18 protein-coding genes are annotated in these 18169 nt (G+C 67.4%); 8 read left to right on the forward strand and 10 right to left on the reverse strand.

The annotated features are described in order from the left end of the window. Positions 1-21 precede the first annotated feature (21 nt). From AC2D9V_RS06975 to AC2D9V_RS07005, 7 genes are all read right to left on the reverse strand, one after another. Complete coding sequence (locus AC2D9V_RS06975; protein ID WP_484713302.1) at positions 22-756, reverse strand: heparan-alpha-glucosaminide N-acetyltransferase; 735 nt, start codon at positions 754-756, stop codon at positions 22-24. Between the two features lie 54 nt (positions 757-810). Further along, positions 811-1683: a glucose-1-phosphate thymidylyltransferase RfbA gene (gene rfbA, locus AC2D9V_RS06980; RefSeq protein WP_484713303.1), complete on the reverse strand. Its 873-nt coding sequence runs from the start codon at positions 1681-1683 to the stop codon at positions 811-813. Then, on the reverse strand, positions 1680-2528 hold the full coding sequence (gene rfbD, locus AC2D9V_RS06985) for a dTDP-4-dehydrorhamnose reductase (protein ID WP_484713304.1): 849 nt from the start codon (positions 2526-2528) through the stop codon (positions 1680-1682). The genes rfbA and rfbD overlap by 4 nt, the downstream gene beginning before the upstream one ends. Continuing rightward, a complete protein-coding gene (rfbB, locus tag AC2D9V_RS06990; RefSeq protein WP_484713305.1) occupies positions 2525-3562 on the reverse strand; it encodes a dTDP-glucose 4,6-dehydratase in 1038 nt (345 codons plus the stop codon). The genes rfbD and rfbB overlap by 4 nt, the downstream gene beginning before the upstream one ends. After that, complete coding sequence (gene rfbC / locus AC2D9V_RS06995) at positions 3559-4122, reverse strand: dTDP-4-dehydrorhamnose 3,5-epimerase (protein ID WP_484713306.1); 564 nt, start codon at positions 4120-4122, stop codon at positions 3559-3561. The genes rfbB and rfbC overlap by 4 nt, the downstream gene beginning before the upstream one ends. 75 nt (positions 4123-4197) lie before the next feature. Beyond that, positions 4198-4839, reverse strand: coding sequence for an alpha/beta hydrolase (locus AC2D9V_RS07000; protein ID WP_484713307.1), 642 nt, complete (start codon positions 4837-4839; stop codon positions 4198-4200). Beyond that, on the reverse strand, positions 4836-5750 hold the full coding sequence (locus AC2D9V_RS07005) for a ring-cleaving dioxygenase (RefSeq protein ID WP_484713308.1): 915 nt from the start codon (positions 5748-5750) through the stop codon (positions 4836-4838). The genes AC2D9V_RS07000 and AC2D9V_RS07005 overlap by 4 nt, the downstream gene beginning before the upstream one ends. 184 nt (positions 5751-5934) lie before the next feature. Between AC2D9V_RS07005 and AC2D9V_RS07010 the strand changes: the two genes are divergently transcribed. The 8 genes from AC2D9V_RS07010 (at position 5935) to AC2D9V_RS07045 (ending at position 15561) form a co-directional block, all read left to right on the forward strand. Further along, entirely contained in the window at positions 5935-6984 is a 1050-nt protein-coding gene (locus AC2D9V_RS07010) for a saccharopine dehydrogenase (RefSeq protein WP_484713309.1), read from the forward strand. Between the two features lie 96 nt (positions 6985-7080). Next, positions 7081-8232, forward strand: a complete 1152-nt coding sequence (locus AC2D9V_RS07015) for a saccharopine dehydrogenase family protein (RefSeq protein WP_484713310.1) — start codon at positions 7081-7083, stop codon at positions 8230-8232. Between the two features lie 114 nt (positions 8233-8346). Continuing rightward, positions 8347-10065, forward strand: coding sequence for a heparinase II/III family protein (locus AC2D9V_RS07020; protein ID WP_484713311.1), 1719 nt, complete (start codon positions 8347-8349; stop codon positions 10063-10065). Positions 10066-10107: 42 nt separating this feature from the next. Further along, positions 10108-11691, forward strand: a complete 1584-nt coding sequence (purH, locus tag AC2D9V_RS07025; RefSeq protein WP_484713312.1) for a bifunctional phosphoribosylaminoimidazolecarboxamide formyltransferase/IMP cyclohydrolase — start codon at positions 10108-10110, stop codon at positions 11689-11691. Positions 11692-11696: 5 nt separating this feature from the next. After that, positions 11697-12191 carry a signal peptidase II gene (lspA, locus tag AC2D9V_RS07030; RefSeq protein ID WP_484713313.1) on the forward strand — a complete coding sequence of 165 codons (495 nt, stop codon included), beginning with the start codon at positions 11697-11699 and terminating at the stop codon, positions 12189-12191. Between the two features lie 63 nt (positions 12192-12254). After that, positions 12255-12782, forward strand: coding sequence for a DUF3035 domain-containing protein (locus AC2D9V_RS07035; protein ID WP_484713314.1), 528 nt, complete (start codon positions 12255-12257; stop codon positions 12780-12782). Between the two features lie 71 nt (positions 12783-12853). After that, positions 12854-14257: a M16 family metallopeptidase gene (locus tag AC2D9V_RS07040; RefSeq protein WP_484713315.1), complete on the forward strand. Its 1404-nt coding sequence runs from the start codon at positions 12854-12856 to the stop codon at positions 14255-14257. Then, positions 14257-15561 carry a M16 family metallopeptidase gene (locus AC2D9V_RS07045; protein ID WP_484713316.1) on the forward strand — a complete coding sequence of 435 codons (1305 nt, stop codon included), beginning with the start codon at positions 14257-14259 and terminating at the stop codon, positions 15559-15561. The genes AC2D9V_RS07040 and AC2D9V_RS07045 overlap by 1 nt, the downstream gene beginning before the upstream one ends. A 73-nt stretch (positions 15562-15634) precedes the next feature. On the opposite strand, the gene AC2D9V_RS07050 is transcribed toward AC2D9V_RS07045, so the two are convergent. From AC2D9V_RS07050 to AC2D9V_RS07060, 3 genes are all read right to left on the reverse strand, one after another. After that, positions 15635-16579 (reverse strand): NAD(P)H-binding protein, encoded by a 945-nt coding sequence (locus tag AC2D9V_RS07050; RefSeq protein WP_484713317.1) that lies wholly within the window; start codon positions 16577-16579, stop codon positions 15635-15637. Between the two features lie 257 nt (positions 16580-16836). Further along, on the reverse strand, positions 16837-17145 hold the full coding sequence (locus AC2D9V_RS07055) for a P-II family nitrogen regulator (protein ID WP_484713318.1): 309 nt from the start codon (positions 17143-17145) through the stop codon (positions 16837-16839). A 4-nt stretch (positions 17146-17149) separates the two neighbouring features. Beyond that, entirely contained in the window at positions 17150-18127 is a 978-nt protein-coding gene (locus AC2D9V_RS07060; RefSeq protein WP_484713319.1) for a sodium-dependent bicarbonate transport family permease, read from the reverse strand. Between the last annotated feature and the right edge of the window lie 42 nt (positions 18128-18169).

An 18169-nucleotide genomic window follows, 5' to 3' on the forward strand; every position in this document is an offset into this window, starting at 1 on the left:
GGCGGGCAAGGGGAAGCGGCCTCAGCCCGACGTCGCCCAGAGATGCAGGTTGAAGAGCCCGATCAGGATCGGCTGGTGGACCAGGTAGATCACCAGGCTGTGGCGGCCGGGAAAGGTCAGGATGTCCACGGCACGGGACGGGGTGGTCCTCTCCCAGGTCTCGACCTTCAGCGCCTTGGCAAAGGCGATCCCCGCCAGCGCCGGGGCGGCCCAGGGGATCAGGGGGGTGTAGTCGCCCATGTTCGGCCGCGTCTCGGCCAGCCCGGTCCAGACCAGCCACAGCGGGTCGAACACCGGGCTGCGCGGGCCCCATGCGGCGGCGAAGATCACGGCGGCGATGGCCAGCGTCACCGGCCAGGGCAGGCGCAGGAACAGAAGGCCGACCAGGCTCATCGCGGCGATGGCATGCAGGATGCCGAAGAGGATCGTCCCGCCCGGCACGAACCAGATGCTGGCGAGCGTGACCAGCACGGCGGCGGCCGCGATCTTGGCGAAGCGCTTCCAGAAGGCCGGCCAGTAGATGCCCTGCCCATGCGCCAGCCACAGGCTGACCCCGGCCAGGAACAGGAAACTCCCGGCGATCATGCGGGCGAAATAGTACCAGAACGGCTGGAACATCGTCTCGCCGGGGATATGGCCGAAGAGTGCGAGGTCGAAGGTGAAATGGAAGATCACCATCGCCACCAGCGCTGCCGTGCGGGCAGCATCCAGCGGGATCAGCCGGGGTTCGGACCCTTGGGTTTGTGCGTTGGGCATGACAGCCAAAGCTTGGCGCGGATCAGCCCGGCCCGCAAGACGGGCCCTCGCCGCTCAGTCGTCCAGCATGCCCTTCAGATGCGCGCCGTAGCTGCTTTTCGCAAAGACCGCCGCCCTTGCGGCCAGGCCCTTGCGGTCGATCCAGCCTTGCTGGAAGGCGATCTCGTCGGGCGAGCCGACCTGCATCCCCTGCCGGTCCTCCAGCGTGCGGACGAAGTTCCCCGCATCCAGCAGGCTGCCCGGCGTGCCGGTGTCCAGCCAGGCAAAGCCACGGCCCATCCGTTCGACCTGAAGCGACCCTTCGGCGCGATAGATCTCCAGAAGGTCGACGATCTCAAGCTCCCCCCGCGCACTCGGGCGGATGCCCGCGGCCCGCTCGGGGGCCTTGCCATCCAGAAAATACAGCCCGGTGATCGCAAAGCTCGACGGCGGATCCTTCGGTTTCTCGATGATCGCGGTCACCCTGCCATCGGCATCGAAGGCCGCCACGCCATAGCGTTCCGGGTCCGAGACGTGGTAGCCGAAAACGGTGCCGCCTTCGTCCTGTGCGCCGGCGCGGGCCAGGATCTGCGGCAGGCCGTGGCCGAAGAAGATGTTGTCGCCCAGCACCATGGCCGACGGCGCCCCGGCCAGGAAGTCGCGGGTCAGAAGATAGGCCTGCGCCAGACCCTCGGGCTTCATCTGGATGATCCAGGTAAAGCTCAGCCCCCACTGGCTGCCGTCGCCGAGCAGGCGCTGGAACTGCGGCTGGTCCTCCGGCGTGGTGATGATCGCAATCTCGCGGATCCCGGCCAGCATCAGGACCGACAGCGGATAATAGATCATCGGCTTGTCATAGATCGGCAGAAGCTGCTTCGAGGTGCCCAGCGTGATCGGCCAGAGCCGCGATCCGGTGCCCCCGGCCAGAAGAATGCCTTTGCGGGTCATGGGCGAAGCTCCTTCAGGATGTCGGCCAGGCCCTGCCGCCAGTCGGGGCGGGCGATGCCGAAGCGGTCTTGCAATGCGGTGCAGTCAAGGCGCGAATTGAGCGGGCGGCGGGCCGGGGTGGGGTAGGCAGTGGTGGGGATATCCTCCACCCGCGTCGCAATCCCGGCCTGCCTGAAGATTTCGCGCGCGAAACCGGCCCAGCTTGTATCGGGCGCGCCCGAGAAATGGTAGGTGTCGGACCTCGCCGGGTCAGCAACCAGTTGGCCTGCCGTGTCGACAAGCGCGGCGGCAATGGCAGCGGCAGGGGTCGGCCCACCGATCTGGTCGGCGACGACGTTGATCGTCTCGCGCGTTTCCGCCAGCCGCAGCATGGTCTTGACGAAGTTCGACCCATGCGCCGACACGACCCACGACGTCCGCAGGATCACATGCGTCCCGCCCGCCGCGCGGACACCGGCCTCGCCTTTCAGCTTGGACCGGCCATAGGCCCCCAGCGGGGCGGTCGGATGATCCGGCGTGAAGGGCTGGTCACCAGCACCGTCAAAGACATAGTCGGTCGAGACATGCAGGAAGGGAATGCCTTTCGCTGCAGCAGCCCGGGCCATCGCGGCAGGCGCGTCGCCGTTCACCACGGTCGCGGCGGCCTCTTCCGCCTCGGCCTTGTCCACGGCCGTCCATGCGGCGGCGTTGATAATCGCTTCTGCGTCGCTCGCCGCCACCGCCGCCGCGCAGGCGGCGGGGTCCATCAGGTCTGCCTCCTCGCGCCCCAGATAGCGGGCTTCGGGCGCGATCCGCTGAAGTTCCCGCGCGACCTGGCCGGTCTTGCCGAAGACAAGAAGCCTCATGCCTTCCCCAGCCTCTCGCCCACGCCCTTGCGGGACAGAAGCGGCCTCCACCAGGCCTCATTGTCGAGGAACCAGCGCACCGTGCGGCGCAGCCCATCCTCCAGCGTAAGCGACGGGGCCCAGCCCAGTTCCGCATGGATGCGGCTGGGGTCGATGGCATAGCGCGCGTCATGGCCGGGACGGTCGGCAACGAAGGTGATCAGCCGGTCATGCGGCGCGCCAGCGGGGTGCATCTCGTCCATCAGCGCGCAGATCGCCCGCACGATGTCGATGTTCTTCGCCTCGGCCCGCCCGCCGATGCAATAGGTCCTCCCCACCGTGCCGCGTTCGACCACGGTGAGCAGCGCCTCGGCGTGATCCTCGACATAAAGCCAGTCGCGCACATTCTCGCCCGCGCCATAGACCGGAATCGGCCGGCCATGGAGCGCGTTCAGGATCACCACCGGGATCAGCTTTTCGGGGAAGTGATAGGGCCCGTAGTTGTTCGAGCAGTTGGTGACCAGAACCGGCAAACCATAGGTCTCATGCCAGGCCCGGACCAGATGGTCGGACGCGGCCTTCGAGGCGGAATAGGGGCTGCGCGGGTCGTAGGGCGTGTCCTCGTCGAACATCCCCTCCGGCCCCAAGGCACCGAAGACCTCATCGGTCGAGATATGGTGGAAGCGGAACCCTTCCGGCCTGCCTTGCGCGGTCCAGAAGGCGCGCGTCGCCTCCAGCATGTTGAAGGTGCCGGTGATGTTCGTCTGGATGAAATCGCCCGGCCCGTCGATCGACCGGTCGACATGGCTTTCGGCGGCCAGATGCATCACCGCGTCCGGTTTATGCGTCGCAAAGACCCGGTCCAGCGCCTCACGGTCGCGGATATCGGCGTGCTCAAAGCTGTAGTGGTTCGATCCTGCCACCGGGGCAAGACTGTCGAGGCTGGACGCATAGGTCAGCGCGTCGACGTTCACCACCATGTGCCCGCGCGCCACCGCCGCCCGCACCACGGCACTGCCGATGAACCCGGCGCCCCCGGTCACCAGAATCTTCATGCGCGACCCTCCATCGGGAACGGCTGGCCAATCTCGGCCAGAAGCGGGGCCTTCGCGTCCTTGTCCGACAGGATGGGCGCCGCCACACCCCAGTCGATCCCGATCGCCGGATCGTCCCAGCGCACCGCGCCGTCATGGTCAGGGCTGTAGAGGTCGGTGCACTTGTACTGCACCTCGCAGTCGTCGGTCAGGGTGACGAAGCCATGCAGGAACCCCTTCGGCACCAGAAGCTGCCGCCCGTTCTCGGCGGAAAGCTCCACCCCCACCCACTTGCCCCAGGTGGGCGAGCCCGCGCGGATATCCACCGCCACGTCCAGGATCGCACCGCGCGAACAGCGCACCAGCTTGTCCTGCGCGCGCGGCGGCCTTTGGAAATGCAGGCCCCGCAACGTGCCCTTCGCCGCCGAGAAGGAGTGGTTGTCCTGCACGAAAGGAAGATCAAGTCCGGCCTCGGCCATGCGCGAGGCGTTCCAGGTCTCCATGAACCAGCCCCGCGCATCGCCGAAACGGCGCGGGGTCAGGATCAGCACTCCATGAAGGGCGGTCGGTTCGATCTGCATAAGGCACCGATAAAATCACTTCGCCGCATTGCCTTAGCGCAGGATCGCCCGGCGTCCCAGCCCTTTCCTGTCGAATCAGCGGTTCAGCCACATCCGCAGCCCTTCGATGTCGTCGCGAAGCACCGCATGGCCTGCTCCGGGATAGATCTGCGTGACCACCTCTGCCCCCATCGCGGTCAGCACCGTCGCACTCTCGCGCACGCGCGCCAGCGGAATATGCGGATCGCGTTCGTGGACCGAGATCCAGACCTTCGCCCCGTCACGACGGCCCGGATAGTCGAACCGCTTCGGCGCATGGCCGTAAAGCGCGTCATCGGCTGGACCCCCGGCGTCGCCGGTGCCGATCAGCCCACCCGACAGCGCGAACACCCCGGCCAACCCCTCGCCCTCCCGGGCAAAGGTCTCCAGCGCCAGCACCGCGCCCTGGCTGAAGCCGCCGAGCCAGATCGCCCCGCGCGGGATGCCCTCGGCCTCAAGCCGGGCGACCGCCTCGGCCATTGCCGCCACGGCGCGCTCGGCATGGGGGCCGACCACCGCCGTGGGCGCAAGGAACGAGGTCGGCCACCAGCTTGCCCCCGCTGCCTCAGGCGCAATCGCCGCCACGTCCGGCAACCCGGCATGGGGCAGAAGCCCGAGGATATCCTCGGAACTACTGCCCCGCCCATGTGCCAGGACGATCCCTGTCCGGGCACCCGTCAACGGACCCGCGCGCTTCATGATGCCACCTTCAGCGGCGGCAGCACGCTTTCGATCCGCTCACGCATCGCCTCATAGCGCGGCGGGAGCATCAGCTTCTGTCCCATCGTCTCCACCGGTTCATCGACGGCAAAGCCCGGCGGGTCCGTGGCGATTTCGAACAGCACCCCACCGGGCTCGCGGAAGTAGATCGCGTTGAAATACTGCCGGTCGATCACCGGGGTCGTCCGGTGCCCGGCCCGGGTCAGCGTCTCGATCCAGCCGTCCTGCTCATCCTGCGACCGGGCGCGGAAGGCGATGTGGTGGATCGTCCCCGCCCCCGGCCGCGCCGTGGTTTCCGCATCCGAACGGATGATGTCGATGATGTTCGCCCGAGCATCGCCCGGCGCTTTCAGCCGCAGCCGTTCGACGCCGCCCGTGGTCTCGGTGCCCAGGGCCTCATAGCCAAAGACATCGGTGATCAGCCGCGCGGTGCGGTCCGGGTCGCGCTCCCACAGCGTTACCGAATGGAACCCGTGCGCATCGGTCGCCCCCGCATCCTCGATCATCTCGACCGGCGCACCGTCCGGATCGCGCACAGTCGCCACCCGGGCGCCGAAGCGCTCGGTCAGGCGCGGCACGGTGATCCCGGCTTCCGTCAGCCGGTCGATGGTGGCGTCGAACCCGGCCTTCGGCACGGCATAGGCATAGGCACTGGCCATGCCGGGGCCGGCCCGCCCGGGGCCTGCATCGGCAAAGGGGAAGAAGGTCAGGATCGTGCCGGGGCTGCCCTTCGGATCACCGTAATACAGGTGATAGGTGCCGGGATCGTCGAAGTTCACCGTCTTCTTGACCAGCCGCTGTTTCAGGGGGCCGGTGTAGAAGGCGACATTCGCCTGCGCGGGACCTGAAATCGCGGTCACGTGGTGCAGGCCGGGGATACGGGTGGTCATGGTTTCCTCCATAAGGCACTCGGGCGCATCAGGGCGCGCCGCTTGCCACGCAAGATGGGGTTGTGCGCAGAAATAAGAACCCCGGCATCGTGCACGCCCATTGTGCCGAATCGCACGGAACAGCGCCCCCTGTTCCTTCGCCCCGGTTCTGCTATTCCTGCGCCAAAGCGGGGGGAGACGACCGATGACCCATCTCTGGGTGCGGGCCGAACAGCGGCCACATGAGGAACGTGTCGGAATCACGCCCGAAGGCGCCGCAGCGCTGGTCAGGGCGGGCATCCGCGTGACGGTCGAGGCCTCGTCCGTCCGCGCCATCCCGATCGACGGCTACCGCGCCGCAGGCTGCGAGATCGCGGCCGAGAACCTCTGGCCGAGGGCCCCCGCCGATGCGATCATCTTCGGCCTGAAGGAACTGCCCGAGGACGGCACCCCCCTGACCCACCGCCACATCATGTTCGGCCATGCCTACAAAGGCCAGCCGGCTGGCCGCGTGCTTCTGCAACGCTTCAAGGCCGGGGGCGGGACGCTGTACGATCTTGAATACCTGGTGAACGAAGACGGCCGCCGCGTCGCCGCTTTCGGCTATTGGGCCGGCTATGCCGGGGCAGCCGTTTCGTTGAAGTGCTGGGCGGCGCAACAGCGTGGCAGCATCGCCGGGCCGGTGAGGAAAGTGGCATCGAAGGATGCGCTACTTGCAAAACTGGCATCCGAACTTGCGGGCCTGACGCGCCCCCGCGCCATCATCATCGGTGCCTTGGGCCGCGTCGGCACGGGTGCGGCCGACCTTTGCACCGCGATGGGCGTCGCCGTCACGAAATGGGACATAGCCGAAACCGCCAGCGGCGGACCTTTCCCCCAGGTTTTGCAGCACGAGATCTTCCTCAACTGCATCCTCGCCCGACCCGGCTGCCCGGTCTTTGTCCCCGCCAGCGCGAAGACTGACCCCCGCAAGCTGACCGTGATCGGCGATATCGCCTGCGACCCGACCTCGGACTTTTCGCCGATCAAGGTCTATGACCGCGCCACCGACTGGGACGCCCCGGCCCTGCGCGTGCATGACAATCCACCCCTTGACGTGACCGCCATCGACAACCTGCCCAGCCTGATGCCGGTGGAATCCTCGCAGGACTATGCGGCGCAGTTGCTGCCGTCGCTTCTGACGCTGAACGCGCTCGATGCAGGTGTCTGGGGCCGGGCAAAGGCCGAATTCGACCGGCACGTCGCCGGCGTGTGAGCAAAGGGTTAATCGAGGACCCAAATTCCTTGAGGAAGGAATCTGTCAAAAATCTTGCTCAAGATTTTTGGGTCCTGGGGAAACGGGAGAGAAAACATGACCATCCACTGGTGCGGCACGGGGCTGTCGTCGATACCTGGGCTGCGGCGGCTGATCGAGGCGGGCCATCCCGTCACCGTCTGGAACCGCACGGTCGAGAAGGCACGGGCCGAGGTCGGCGACCTGACGCAGGACATCCGCCCCTACAGCCTTGAGGCTCTGGGCGAGGCGCTGAAACCCGGTGACATCGCCGTGTCGATGCTGCCCGCCGACCAGCATGTCGGAATCGCGAAACTCTGCCTCGCGAAAGGGGCGAACTTCTGTTCCTCCTCCTACATCGCGCCCGAGATGCGCGCGCTCGACGACGGCTTCCGCGAGGCGGGGCTCGTCTCGATCAACGAGGTCGGCCTTGACCCTGGCATCGACCACCTGATGGCGCATGACCTCGTGGCCCGCTACCGCGCCTCGAAAGCCTACCACAACGACAACGTCCTTTCGTTTACCTCCTACTGCGGCGGGGTGCCGAAGCACGCCAACGCTTTCCGCTACAAGTTCAGCTGGGCCCCGGCCGGCGTCTTGAAGGCGCTCCGCTCACCCTCGCGCAGCCTTCGCCACTTCACCGAACTCCGCATCGCGCGACCATGGGATGCGATCAGCCGCTATGACGCGCCCCTGCCGCAGCCGGAAAGCTTCGAGGTCTATCCCAACCGCGACAGCTATCCCTTCATGGAGGAATACCGCTTCGAGCCGCACTGGAAGGTGCGCGACTTCGTGCGTGGAACGATCCGTCTCAACGGCTGGGCCGACGCCTGGGCCCCGATCTTCCGCGAGATCGAAAGCCTGGAAGGCAAGCCCATCGAGGAAATCAACGCCGCCCTCGAGGCCCGTGCCGCCGCCCTTCTGAAGGACAACTCCTACGCCGAGGGCGAGCCTGACCGCGTGGTCCTTTTCGTCTCACTCAAGGCCGAGCGTGACGGCAAACCCGTGTTCCACGAAACCTGGGCGATGGACGCCTGGGGCGACGTGCGCGGCACGGCGATGGGGCGGCTGGTGTCGGTCCCGGTCTCGCTGGCGATCGAGGCCGTCCTCAGCCGCGAGATCCCGGCCGGCGTCCACGGCGCACCGCACGATCCGCGTCTCCTCAACCGCTGGCTGGACGAGGTCGGCCATCTCGCGCAATACCTCAACCGGATCGACCACCTCGGCTGACATGGCCGGCCGCCGCCGGAGGGGACGCCTTTGTCGTGACAGCGTGGCACACCTGACGCTATGATTCGCGGATGAGCCGGGCGAACCGGACGCGGTCGGGCAGAAGGGCAGGGCGTGGCGGGCAGGCGTATTCCACCGATAGGAACCGGGCAGCTGGCCGACCGCTATGCGGCCATTGCTGCAGGCCGCGCCAAGCCCGCGACCGGCTTCCGGTCGCAGCCTGAACCCCGGTCGATCGGACTTTACGCCCGGGGCAAGCAGCTGACCGCCGGGAACATCCTTCTGGCCGGACACCTTGCCGAAGCGCCCGGGGTTTCGCTCTGGGACCTCACCGAGGACGGTGGCTTCGTCACCGAGGCCCATGGCTTCGCCTGGCTGGATGACCTTGCCGCCTACGGCACGCCCCAAGCGATCCGGCTGGCACAGGACTGGACCTGGGACTGGATCGCGCGGCACGGCATGGGCACCGGTCCCGGCTGGACACCCGACCTGACCGGCCGCCGCATCATCCGCTGGATCCATCACGCCACGCTCCTGCTGTCGTCCCGGGACCGCGCCCTGTCCGAGGCCTTCTACCGCGCCCTCACCCGGCAGGCGGTCTACCTGTCACGCCGCTGGAAGGCCGCGGCACCGGGCCTCCCGCGGTTCGAGGCGCTGACCGGCGTGATCTACGCCGGCACCTCGCTGATCGGGCTGGAGCGTCTGGTCGCTCCGGCCGTCACGGGTCTTGCCCAGGCCTGCGACACCGATATTGACCCCGAGGGCGGGATCCCAAGCCGAAACCCCGAAGAACTTCTCGACGTGCTGACCCTGCTGGCGTGGTCGGCCCAATGCCTTGCCGAGGGCGGCCATGCAGTTCCCGCAACACTATCCTCGGCCATCACCCGGATCGCCCCGGCTTTGCGCACCCTCCGCCATGCCGATGGCGAACTTGCGCGCTTCCATGGCGGCGGCAAGGGATTGGACGGGCGGCTGGACCAGGCCCTCGCCGCTGCCGGGTCGCGGCCCGGCCTGCCCCAATCCGTGGCGATGGGATATGTCCGCCTCTCCGGCCGGCGCACCAGTGTCATCGTGGATTCATCGCCCCCGCCCGGCGGCCCGGCGGCGCTGACCGCCCATGCCTCGACTGCCGCCTTCGAACTGACCTCGGGCCGCCGCGAGCTGATCGTCAGCTGCGGCTCGGGCGCGACCTTCGGGCCGAACTGGCACCGCGCCGCCCGCGCGACGCCCTCGCATTCGGTGCTCACGCTTGATTCCGCCTCCTCCTCCCGCCTCGGGCAGCAGGGCGAGGCGCTCGAGCATCGGGCCAGGGTAACCGCGACGCGGCTGGTCCCCGGAAGCGAGGGCACCGACCTTTACCTGGCCCACGACGGCTGGGAGGTCAGCCACGGCCTTACCGCCGGGCGCAGTCTGACCCTGTCCCACGACGGTCGGCGCCTTTCCGGGGTCGAGACGCTGACCGCCCTCACCACCGACGCACGCCGCCGGTTCGATGACATGATGACCCTCACCCGGATGGAAGGGGCGGCCTTCTCGATCCGCTTCCATCTGCACCCCGAGGTCGACGCAACCCTGGACATGGCCGAAACCGCCGTATCGATGGTACTGCGCAGCGGTGAAATCTGGGTCTTGCGCTTCAGCGGCCCGGCGACGCTGTCCCTCGAACCCTCTGCCTACCTGGAAAAGGGCCGCCCGAACCCGCGCCCCTGCCTGCAGATTGTGCTCAAGGGCGAAGCGCGTGGCCCCGAAACCCGGATAGGCTGGACCTTGGCGAAGGCAAAGGATACTCCGCTGGCCATCCGGGACCTTAAAGGCATGGATGCCGACGAGTGACCGGTCCCGGAACGTCAGGCCCGAAGCGACAGGACCCGCCCCATGACCAACCTCGTTCCCATCGGCCGCGCGCTGATCTCGGTCTCGGACAAGACCGGCCTTCTGGACCTTGCCCGCGCCCTGGCCGGCTATGGGGTGGAACTGATCTCGACCGGCGGCACGAGCGGAATGCTGCGCGCGGCGGGCCTTGCCGTCCGCGACGTGTCGGATGTGACGGGGTTCCCCGAGATGATGGACGGCCGCGTCAAGACCCTGCACCCCAATGTGCATGGCGGGCTGCTGGCGCTGCGCGATGATGACGAACACCTGCTGGCCATGGCCGCCCACGGCATCCAGCCGATCGACCTGCTGATCGTGAACCTCTACCCGTTTGAAGAGACGGTCGCGAAAGGCGCCGACCACGCCACCTGCATCGAGAATATCGACATCGGCGGCCCCGCGATGATCCGGGCAGCCTCGAAGAACCACCGCTTCGTCACCGTGGTCACCGATCCCGTCGACTATGCCGCCCTTTTGGACCAGATGCGCGCCCATGACGGGGCGACCACGCTTGCCTTCCGCCAAAGCCTTGCGCTGACCGCCTATTCCCGCACCGCCGCCTATGACACCGCCGTCAGCACCTGGCTTGCAGGCGAGATCGGCGAAGCGACCCCCCGCTACCGCAGTTTCGCCGGCAAGCTCATGCAGCCCCTGCGCTATGGCGAGAACCCCCACCAGTCCGCAGCCTTTTACACCGACGGCAGCCGCCGCCCCGGGGTCGCGACCGCACGGCAATGGCAGGGCAAGGAGCTCAGCTACAACAACATCAACGACACCGACGCCGCCTTCGAGTTGGTCGCCGAACTCGGCCACGGCCCCGCCTGCGCGATCATCAAGCATGCCAACCCCTGCGGCGTGGCCAGCGCCGCCTCGCTGACCGAGGCCTATGTCCGCGCCTACAACTGCGACCAGACCTCGGCCTTCGGCGGGATTGTCGCCCTGAACCAGACCCTTGATGCCGCGACGGCGGAAGAGATCGTGAAGATCTTCACCGAGGTCGTGATCGCCCCCGACGCGACCGATGAGGCGAAGGCGATCTTTGCGGCGAAAAAGAACCTCCGTCTCCTGACCACAGGCGCGCTCCCGGACTCGCGCGCCCGGGGACTTGCCTTCCGGCAGGTGGCGGGCGGCTTCCTCGTGCAGGACCGCGATTCCGGCCAGATCTCGCCCACCGACCTCAAGGTCGTCACCAAACGCGCACCGTCCGAGGCGGAGCTCCACGACCTCCGCTTTGCATGGACGGTCGCCAAGCACGTGAAGTCGAACGCCATCATCTATGCGAAGGACGGCGCGACGGTCGGGGTGGGTGCCGGCCAGATGAGCCGCATCGACAGTACCCGCATCGCCGCCCGCAAGGCGCAGGACATGGCCGAGGCGCTGGGCCTGCCTGCCCCCCTGACCCAAGGGTCGGTCGTGGCCTCCGACGCCTTCTTTCCCTTCGCCGACGGCCTGATCGCCGCGGCCGCGGCCGGGGCGACCGCGATCATCCAGCCCGGCGGCTCGATGCGGGACGACGAGGTGATCGCCGCCGCCGACGAACGGGGCCTTGCGATGCTCTTCACCGGCATGCGCCATTTCCGGCACTGATCCCCATGCGCCGCTTCTGGATCACCGCAGCCATCATCTTCGTCCTGGACCAGGCGCTGAAATTCGTCGTGGTCCATGCCCTGAACCTGATCGAAAAGGGTGAGATCGACGTCTTTCCCCCGTTCCTCGTCTTCCGCATGGCATGGAACCGGGGCATCAACTTCGGCCTATTCTCCGGCGACAGCGACATCACCCGCTGGGTCCTGATCACGATCGCGCTTGTCATCTCGGCCTGGGTCGTCTGGTGGATGCGCAGCGAACGCGGCAACTGGAAGGCCGAGGTTTCGGGCGGACTTCTGGTCGGCGGCGCACTCGGAAACGTGATCGACCGGATCGTCTATGGCGCGGTGGCGGATTTCCTCAACATGTCCTGCTGCGGGATCGAAAATCCCTATGCTTTCAACGTCGCGGACATCTCGATCTTCATCGGCGCGGTCGGTCTGGTGCTCTTTGCGGGAAACCCGCCGAAGACCGGAAAACCCACCCCGCCGCGGCGTTGAATACCCGTGACGACCGGGGCGCTTTAGGCTAAGAGGGGGCGAAAGACGGCTTCGGAGGTAGGCATGCAATCGGCTAAGGGCACGGCAGTCATCGCGTTTGCGGCGATGCTTGTGCTGTCCGCCTGCGCCAGCGGCGAGCCCGAGCTGATGAACCTCTCCTCCGGCGAAGGCCCGGACGAATTCGGCATCGTCCCGCCGAAGCCGCTCGCCATGCCGGAAAACCTGGCCGAGCTTCCCCAGCCGACGCCCGGCGGCGTGAACCTCGCGGACCCCAACCCCGAGGCCGACGCCATTCTCGCGCTCGGCGGCAAGCCCGGGGCCTCGAACGGCATCCCCTCGGGCGATTCCGCGCTTTACGCCCATGCCGCCCGCTACGGCGTCGACCAGGGCATCCGCAGCACCCTCGCCGCCGAAGACCTTCAGTGGCGCCGCGACAACAACGGCCGCGTCCTCGAACGCTGGTTCAACGTGAACGTCTACTACAAGGCCTACGCCGACCAGCGCCTTGACCAGCAGTCCGAACTCGCCCGCTGGCGCGCCGCTGGCCTTCGCACCCCTTCCGCCCCGCCGCGCCAGGAAGGCGAAGAGTAACATCCCCGTGGCCCCCGCTTGAATGCGGCGCCGGGCTCTGCACTTATCCCCGAGAAACCTGGGAGATCCCGATGTCCGGACATTTCGGCCCCGGCGCCGTCTTCGCGCTGGCCCTGACCGCCGCCCTGCCCGCCGCCGCCGAGCCGGTGACCAGCTTCACCCTCGACAACGGCCTTGAGGTCGTGGTGATCGAAGACAACCGCGCGCCCGTGGTCGTCCAGATGATCTGGTACCGCGTCGGCGCCGCCGATGAACCCCCCGGCCATTCCGGCATCGCGCATTTCCTCGAACACCTGATGTTCAAGGGCACCGACACCATCGGCCCGAACCAGTTCTCCGCCATCGTCGAGGCGCAGGGCGGCGATGATAACGCCTTCACCTCCTGGGACTACACCGCCTATTTCCAGCGCGTCGCCGCCGACCGCTTGCCGCTGGTGATGGAGATGGAGGCCGACCGGATGCGCAACCTGCGCCTCCTGCAGGATGACGTGGACACCGAACGCCAGGTCATCATCGAGGAACGCTATCAGCGCACCGATTCCAACCCCGGCGCGCTCCTCAGCGAACAGATGCGCGCCGCCCAGTTCCAGAACCATCCCTACGGCATCCCGATCATCGGCTGGCGGCACGAGATGGAACAGCTCAGCCGAGAAGACGCGCTGGAATACTACGAACGCTTCTACGCCCCGAACAACGCCACGCTGGTCATCGCCGGCGATGTCGACCCCGAAGAGGTGAAGGCGCTCGCTCAGGAACACTATGGCCAGATCGAACCCTCCGAAGGCATCGTCCCCCGCGAACGGCCCCAGGAACCCCCGCAGCTCGCCGAACGCCGCATCACGCTGGCCGACGAACGCGTCTCGGAGCCCTATATCTTCCGCACCTACCTTGCCCCCGAACGTGATCCCGGCAACCAGAAGGACGCGGCTGCCCTGACTGTGCTGGCCGAACTTCTGGGCGGTTCGGGCCAGACCTCTGTCCTGCCCCGCGCGCTTCAGTTCGACAGCCAGACCGCCGTCTACTCGGCCGCCTTCTACGACGGGACCTCGATCGACGACGCAACCTTCGGCCTGATCGTCGTCCCCTCGCCCGGCGTCTCCCTCGAAACCGCCGAGGCCGAGATGGACCGCGTCATCGCCGAATTCCTTGAAACCGGCCCCGACCCGGCCGCGCTGGAACGCATCCGCACCCAGGTCCGCGCCGGCGATATCTATTCCCGCGACGACGTGAACGCCCTCGCCCGCCGCTACGGCGAAGGCCTCTCCATCGGCCTGACGCTGGAAGACATCGAAAGCTGGGACGAGGCGCTTGCCGCCGTGACCGAGGCTGATGTGATGGCCGCCGCCAAAATGGTCTTCGACCGCCGCAATGCCGTGACCGGCTGGCTGGTGCGCCCCGATGCCGAACCCGTTGCAGCCTCTGCCGCCGATCCCGCCGCCACCGTCGAACCTGCGCTTCAGGAAGAAGGCAACTGATGCTCCGCGCCCTTTTCATCACCTTCTTCGCCACAATCTCCCTGGCGCTGCCGGCCAATGCCGACATGCAGATCAAGGAAGTCACCTCGCCCGGCGGCATCACCGCCTGGCTGGTCGAGGATCACAACATCCCCTTCACCGCCCTTGAAATCCGCTTCCGCGGCGGCACCGCGCTTGATGCCCCGGGCAAGCGTGGCGCGGTCAACCTGATGACCGCGCTGATCGAGGAGGGGGCCGGCGACATGGACAGCCGCGCCTTCGCCGAGGCGCGCGACGGGCTGGCTGCCGAGTTCGGCTTTGATGCCAATGCCGATGCCGTCAGCGTCTCCGCCCGTTTCCTGACCGAAAACCGCGATCAGGCCATCACCCTCCTGCGTGAGGCGCTGGTCAACCCCCGCTTTGACCAGTCCGCCATCGACCGGGTGCGCGAACAGGTGCTCTCGAACCTGCGGTCCGATGAAAAGGACCCCGACACGCTCGCGTCGCGCTCGTTCTACCAGCTCGCCTTCGGGGATCACCCCTATGGCTCCACCGGCGACGGCACGATCGAGACTGTCACCGCGCTCACCCGCGACGACATCATCGCCGCCCATGAAGGCGCTCTCGCCCGCGACCGGATCTATGTCGCCGCCGCCGGGGACATCACCGCCGAGGACCTCGGCACCCTTCTCGACCAGCTTTTCGGCGACCTCCCCGCCACCGGCACGCCGATGCCGGACCGTGCGCCCTGGGCCTTGGAACCCGGCGTCAATGTCATCGACTTCCCGACGCCGCAATCCACGGTCCTCTTCGGTCATGTCGGCATCGCGCGCGACGACCCGGATTTCTTCGCCGCCTTCATCCTGAACGAAGCCCTGGGCGGAGGCCGCTTCACCGCGCGGCTGATGTCGGAGATCCGCGAAAAGCGGGGCCTCACCTACGGCATCGGCAGCTACCTTGTCACCCTCGACCATGCCGAGATGTATCTTGGCCAGTTCTCCGCCTCGAACGACAAGGTGGCCGAGGCGATTGCGGTCCTGCGGGCCGAATGGGCGAAGATCGCCGCCGAAGGGCTGACCGAGGAAGAATTGGCGACGACCAAGACCTACCTCACCGGCTCCTACCCCCTGCGCTTCGACAGCAACGCGAACATCGCGAGCATCCTCGTCGGCATGCAGATGGACGACCTGCCGATCGACTATCCGGTCACGCGCAACGCGAAGATCGAGGCGGTCACGATGGAGGATATCCGCCGCGTGGCGAAACGCCTCTACCAGCCGGACGCGCTGCATTTCGTGGTCGTGGGTCAGCCTACAGGTCTCTGACCCGCCCGCCCCACGAGTTTTCTGCGAAAACTCGAACCCCCGAATTTTCGCAGAAAATTCGTCGACCGGCGCGTCAGAACATCGAATGCGCGCCAAGGTCGTCGCCCACCTCGCCCCGCAGCATCGCGGCGTAATGATCCTCCAGCCGGTCGTTCCCGAACTCCGGCGTCGCCTCGGCGCTGTAGCGCGTTCCATCCCAGACCAGCATCGACTCGGTCGCATAGTATCGCCCGATCCGCGCAAGCTGCGCCTTCGCCGCCAGTTTGGGTGACACCTTCCCCGCCAGCGACAGCCCGCCGATGATCGCATCCATCATCGCCACCGGCACCCGCCGGATCGGCACCGTCCGCTCCAGAAGCCGCTCCAGCATCGCAGCCTGATCCAGGTTGGTGATCGCAGGCCCCGGCCCCCCGATGGGCAGGATGCGGTTGGCCTTGTCCGCGTCGGTAAGGCAGAGGGCCAGATACCGCCCGAGGTCCCGGTCCGAAATCGGCTTGCAGGCCGTCATCCGCCCGTCGCCGAAGACCAGGAAAGACCGCCCCTCTTGCACCCGCTTCACCTGACCCGATAGCGACTTGAAGTAAGCCGTCGGCCGCACGATCGACCACGTCAGGCCGCTCGCCGTCAGTTCCGCCTCGAAGGCCAGCTTCGCCTTCTGGAACTCGAGCACCGGCTTCTGCACGCAGATCGCCGACAAAAGGACGAACCGTCCCACACCGGTCGCCACCGCCTCGCGCAGCACCAGCGAATGCGCCGCATGATCCACCGCCCAGGCATCCGCAGGTGCCCCCGTCCGGCTGGCCAGGCAAGAGAGGACCGCCGCAGGCAGCACCGCCCGCATCACCGCCGCCACATCCGCAGGCTTGGTCACCCGCCCTTCGACCGCCCGGCACCCGGGCGGCACGGCACTCCCCGGACGCACCAGCGCCACCACGTCGAACCCCGCCTCCCGCAAAGCCCCCGCCGTGGCCCGCCCGATGGTCCCCGTCGCACCCAGCAGCAGAACCTCACCCGTCATCGCCGTTTCCATAACCCCCGTAGGCCGGGCTTCAGCCCGGCACCCCCCGCCCCTCTGACGCCCCGTAGGGTGCGCTACAGCGCAGCGCACCGCCAGACCTTTCGCGCGGGGTGACAGCCGGTCGTCTCCCGTCCGCCTCGTGGGAAGGGGATGGGGTGGGGGCTGCCGGAAATCAACCTCTTAACAAACCCCTAACGCCCACGATCATAATATTGATAATAAACAAAAATCCCATTTTGACCACTGTGGTCAGCCCCTCAGAACCGCTCCGCCCGCAGGACCTCGGCATCGGTGACCCCGATCACCCCGATATGCCGCTCCACCACCGTGAAGGCCGCCTCGAGGAGCGTATCCAGCCGCTCCGGCCGGACGAGGCAGACGACCGAGACCATCCCGGCCCGCCCGACCTGCCCCTCCCGCGTCCACCGTCCCGACCGGCCCGAGCCGCCAAGGACCGGCAGCACCGTGAACCCCGTCACCCCCGCCTTTTCGAGGGCCGAGGTCAGCCGCCCCTCCATCGGCGCCTCGATGATGATCTCCACCCGCTTCGCCTTGTATGTCTGCATCGCCTCAGCCCCCCACAGCCGTCGCCACGGCCACCCAGGCCGGAATACCGATCACCAGATTGAACGGAAAGGTCACCCCCAACGACAGCGTCAGGTAGACCGACGGGTTGGCGTCCGGCAAGGCCACCCGCATTGCGGCGGGGACAGCGATATAGGATGCCGACCCGGCCAGCACCATCATCAGCGCGACCCCCCCGGTCGACAGGCCCAGAAGCAGCCCCGCCGCCAGCCCGAACGCGGCCCCGACGACCGGCATGACAAGGCCAAAGGCCAGCACACCCCCCGTCAGCACCCCCTTTGCATTCCGCATCCCCCGCCCCGCGACCAGCCCCATGTCGAGGAGGAACAGGCAAAGCACCCCCTGGAAGGGCGCCACGATGAAGGCCTCGATCCGCGCCATCCCGCCCTGCCCGGTCACCATCCCGATCAGGAACGACCCGACCAGAAGGACGATGGACCCGTTCAAGAGGATCTCGCGCCAGAGGTCGGCATCCATCTTCTCTGCCCGCGCGCCGCCGCGCGAGGCGAGGTAGAGCGCCGAGATGATCGCCGGCGCCTCCATCGCCGCTGCAACGGCGACCATGTAGCCCTCGGGGGTCAACCCGGCGCCCTGGACGACCGATGTCCCGGTCACGAAGGTCACGATCGAGATCGACCCGTAATGCGCGGCCACGGCGGCGGCATCGGTGGCAGAAAGCCGGGTCATCACTTTCAGCAGGGCAAAGGCCGCGAAGGGGATGACGAAGGACAGCACCACCCCCGCCAGCAGCGCCGCGACCAGCCGCCCGTCGAGGCCATGATCGGCGACCGAGACCCCGCCCTTGAAGCCGATCGAGAACAGAAGGTAGATCGACATCCCCTTCGCCACCGCCTCGGGGATCGTCAGCTCACTGCGGGCCAGGGCCGCGAAGAGACCCAGGGCAAAGCAGAGGATCATCGGCGTCAGCAAATTGGCGCCCGCCAGCGCCAGCATGTCCTGCATCACTGTCCCCTTTGTCGCCGGGCCGAGGCCCCGTTTTGGCCC

Source organism: Tabrizicola sp. T46, from assembly GCF_057219895.1.

Bases quoted from the DNA above. Each gene is read 5' to 3' on its own strand.
- AC2D9V_RS06975 (WP_484713302.1), bottom strand. From the start codon at position 756: ATGCCCAACGCACAAACCCAAGGGTCCGAACCCCGGCTGATCCCGCTG.
- rfbA (WP_484713303.1), bottom strand. From the start codon at position 1,683: ATGACCCGCAAAGGCATTCTTCTGGCCGGGGGCACCGGATCGCGGCTC.
- rfbD (WP_484713304.1), bottom strand. From the start codon at position 2,528: ATGAGGCTTCTTGTCTTCGGCAAGACCGGCCAGGTCGCGCGGGAACTT.
- rfbB (WP_484713305.1), bottom strand. From the start codon at position 3,562: ATGAAGATTCTGGTGACCGGGGGCGCCGGGTTCATCGGCAGTGCCGTG.
- rfbC (WP_484713306.1), bottom strand. From the start codon at position 4,122: ATGCAGATCGAACCGACCGCCCTTCATGGAGTGCTGATCCTGACCCCG.
- AC2D9V_RS07000 (WP_484713307.1), bottom strand. From the start codon at position 4,839: ATGAAGCGCGCGGGTCCGTTGACGGGTGCCCGGACAGGGATCGTCCTG.
- AC2D9V_RS07005 (WP_484713308.1), bottom strand. From the start codon at position 5,750: ATGACCACCCGTATCCCCGGCCTGCACCACGTGACCGCGATTTCAGGT.
- AC2D9V_RS07010 (WP_484713309.1), top strand. From the start codon at position 5,935: ATGACCCATCTCTGGGTGCGGGCCGAACAGCGGCCACATGAGGAACGT.
- AC2D9V_RS07015 (WP_484713310.1), top strand. From the start codon at position 7,081: ATGACCATCCACTGGTGCGGCACGGGGCTGTCGTCGATACCTGGGCTG.
- purH (WP_484713312.1), top strand. From the start codon at position 10,108: ATGACCAACCTCGTTCCCATCGGCCGCGCGCTGATCTCGGTCTCGGAC.
- lspA (WP_484713313.1), top strand. From the start codon at position 11,697: ATGCGCCGCTTCTGGATCACCGCAGCCATCATCTTCGTCCTGGACCAG.
- AC2D9V_RS07035 (WP_484713314.1), top strand. From the start codon at position 12,255: ATGCAATCGGCTAAGGGCACGGCAGTCATCGCGTTTGCGGCGATGCTT.
- AC2D9V_RS07040 (WP_484713315.1), top strand. From the start codon at position 12,854: ATGTCCGGACATTTCGGCCCCGGCGCCGTCTTCGCGCTGGCCCTGACC.
- AC2D9V_RS07045 (WP_484713316.1), top strand. From the start codon at position 14,257: ATGCTCCGCGCCCTTTTCATCACCTTCTTCGCCACAATCTCCCTGGCG.
- AC2D9V_RS07050 (WP_484713317.1), bottom strand. From the start codon at position 16,579: ATGACGGGTGAGGTTCTGCTGCTGGGTGCGACGGGGACCATCGGGCGG.
- AC2D9V_RS07055 (WP_484713318.1), bottom strand. From the start codon at position 17,145: ATGCAGACATACAAGGCGAAGCGGGTGGAGATCATCATCGAGGCGCCG.
- AC2D9V_RS07060 (WP_484713319.1), bottom strand. From the start codon at position 18,127: ATGCAGGACATGCTGGCGCTGGCGGGCGCCAATTTGCTGACGCCGATG.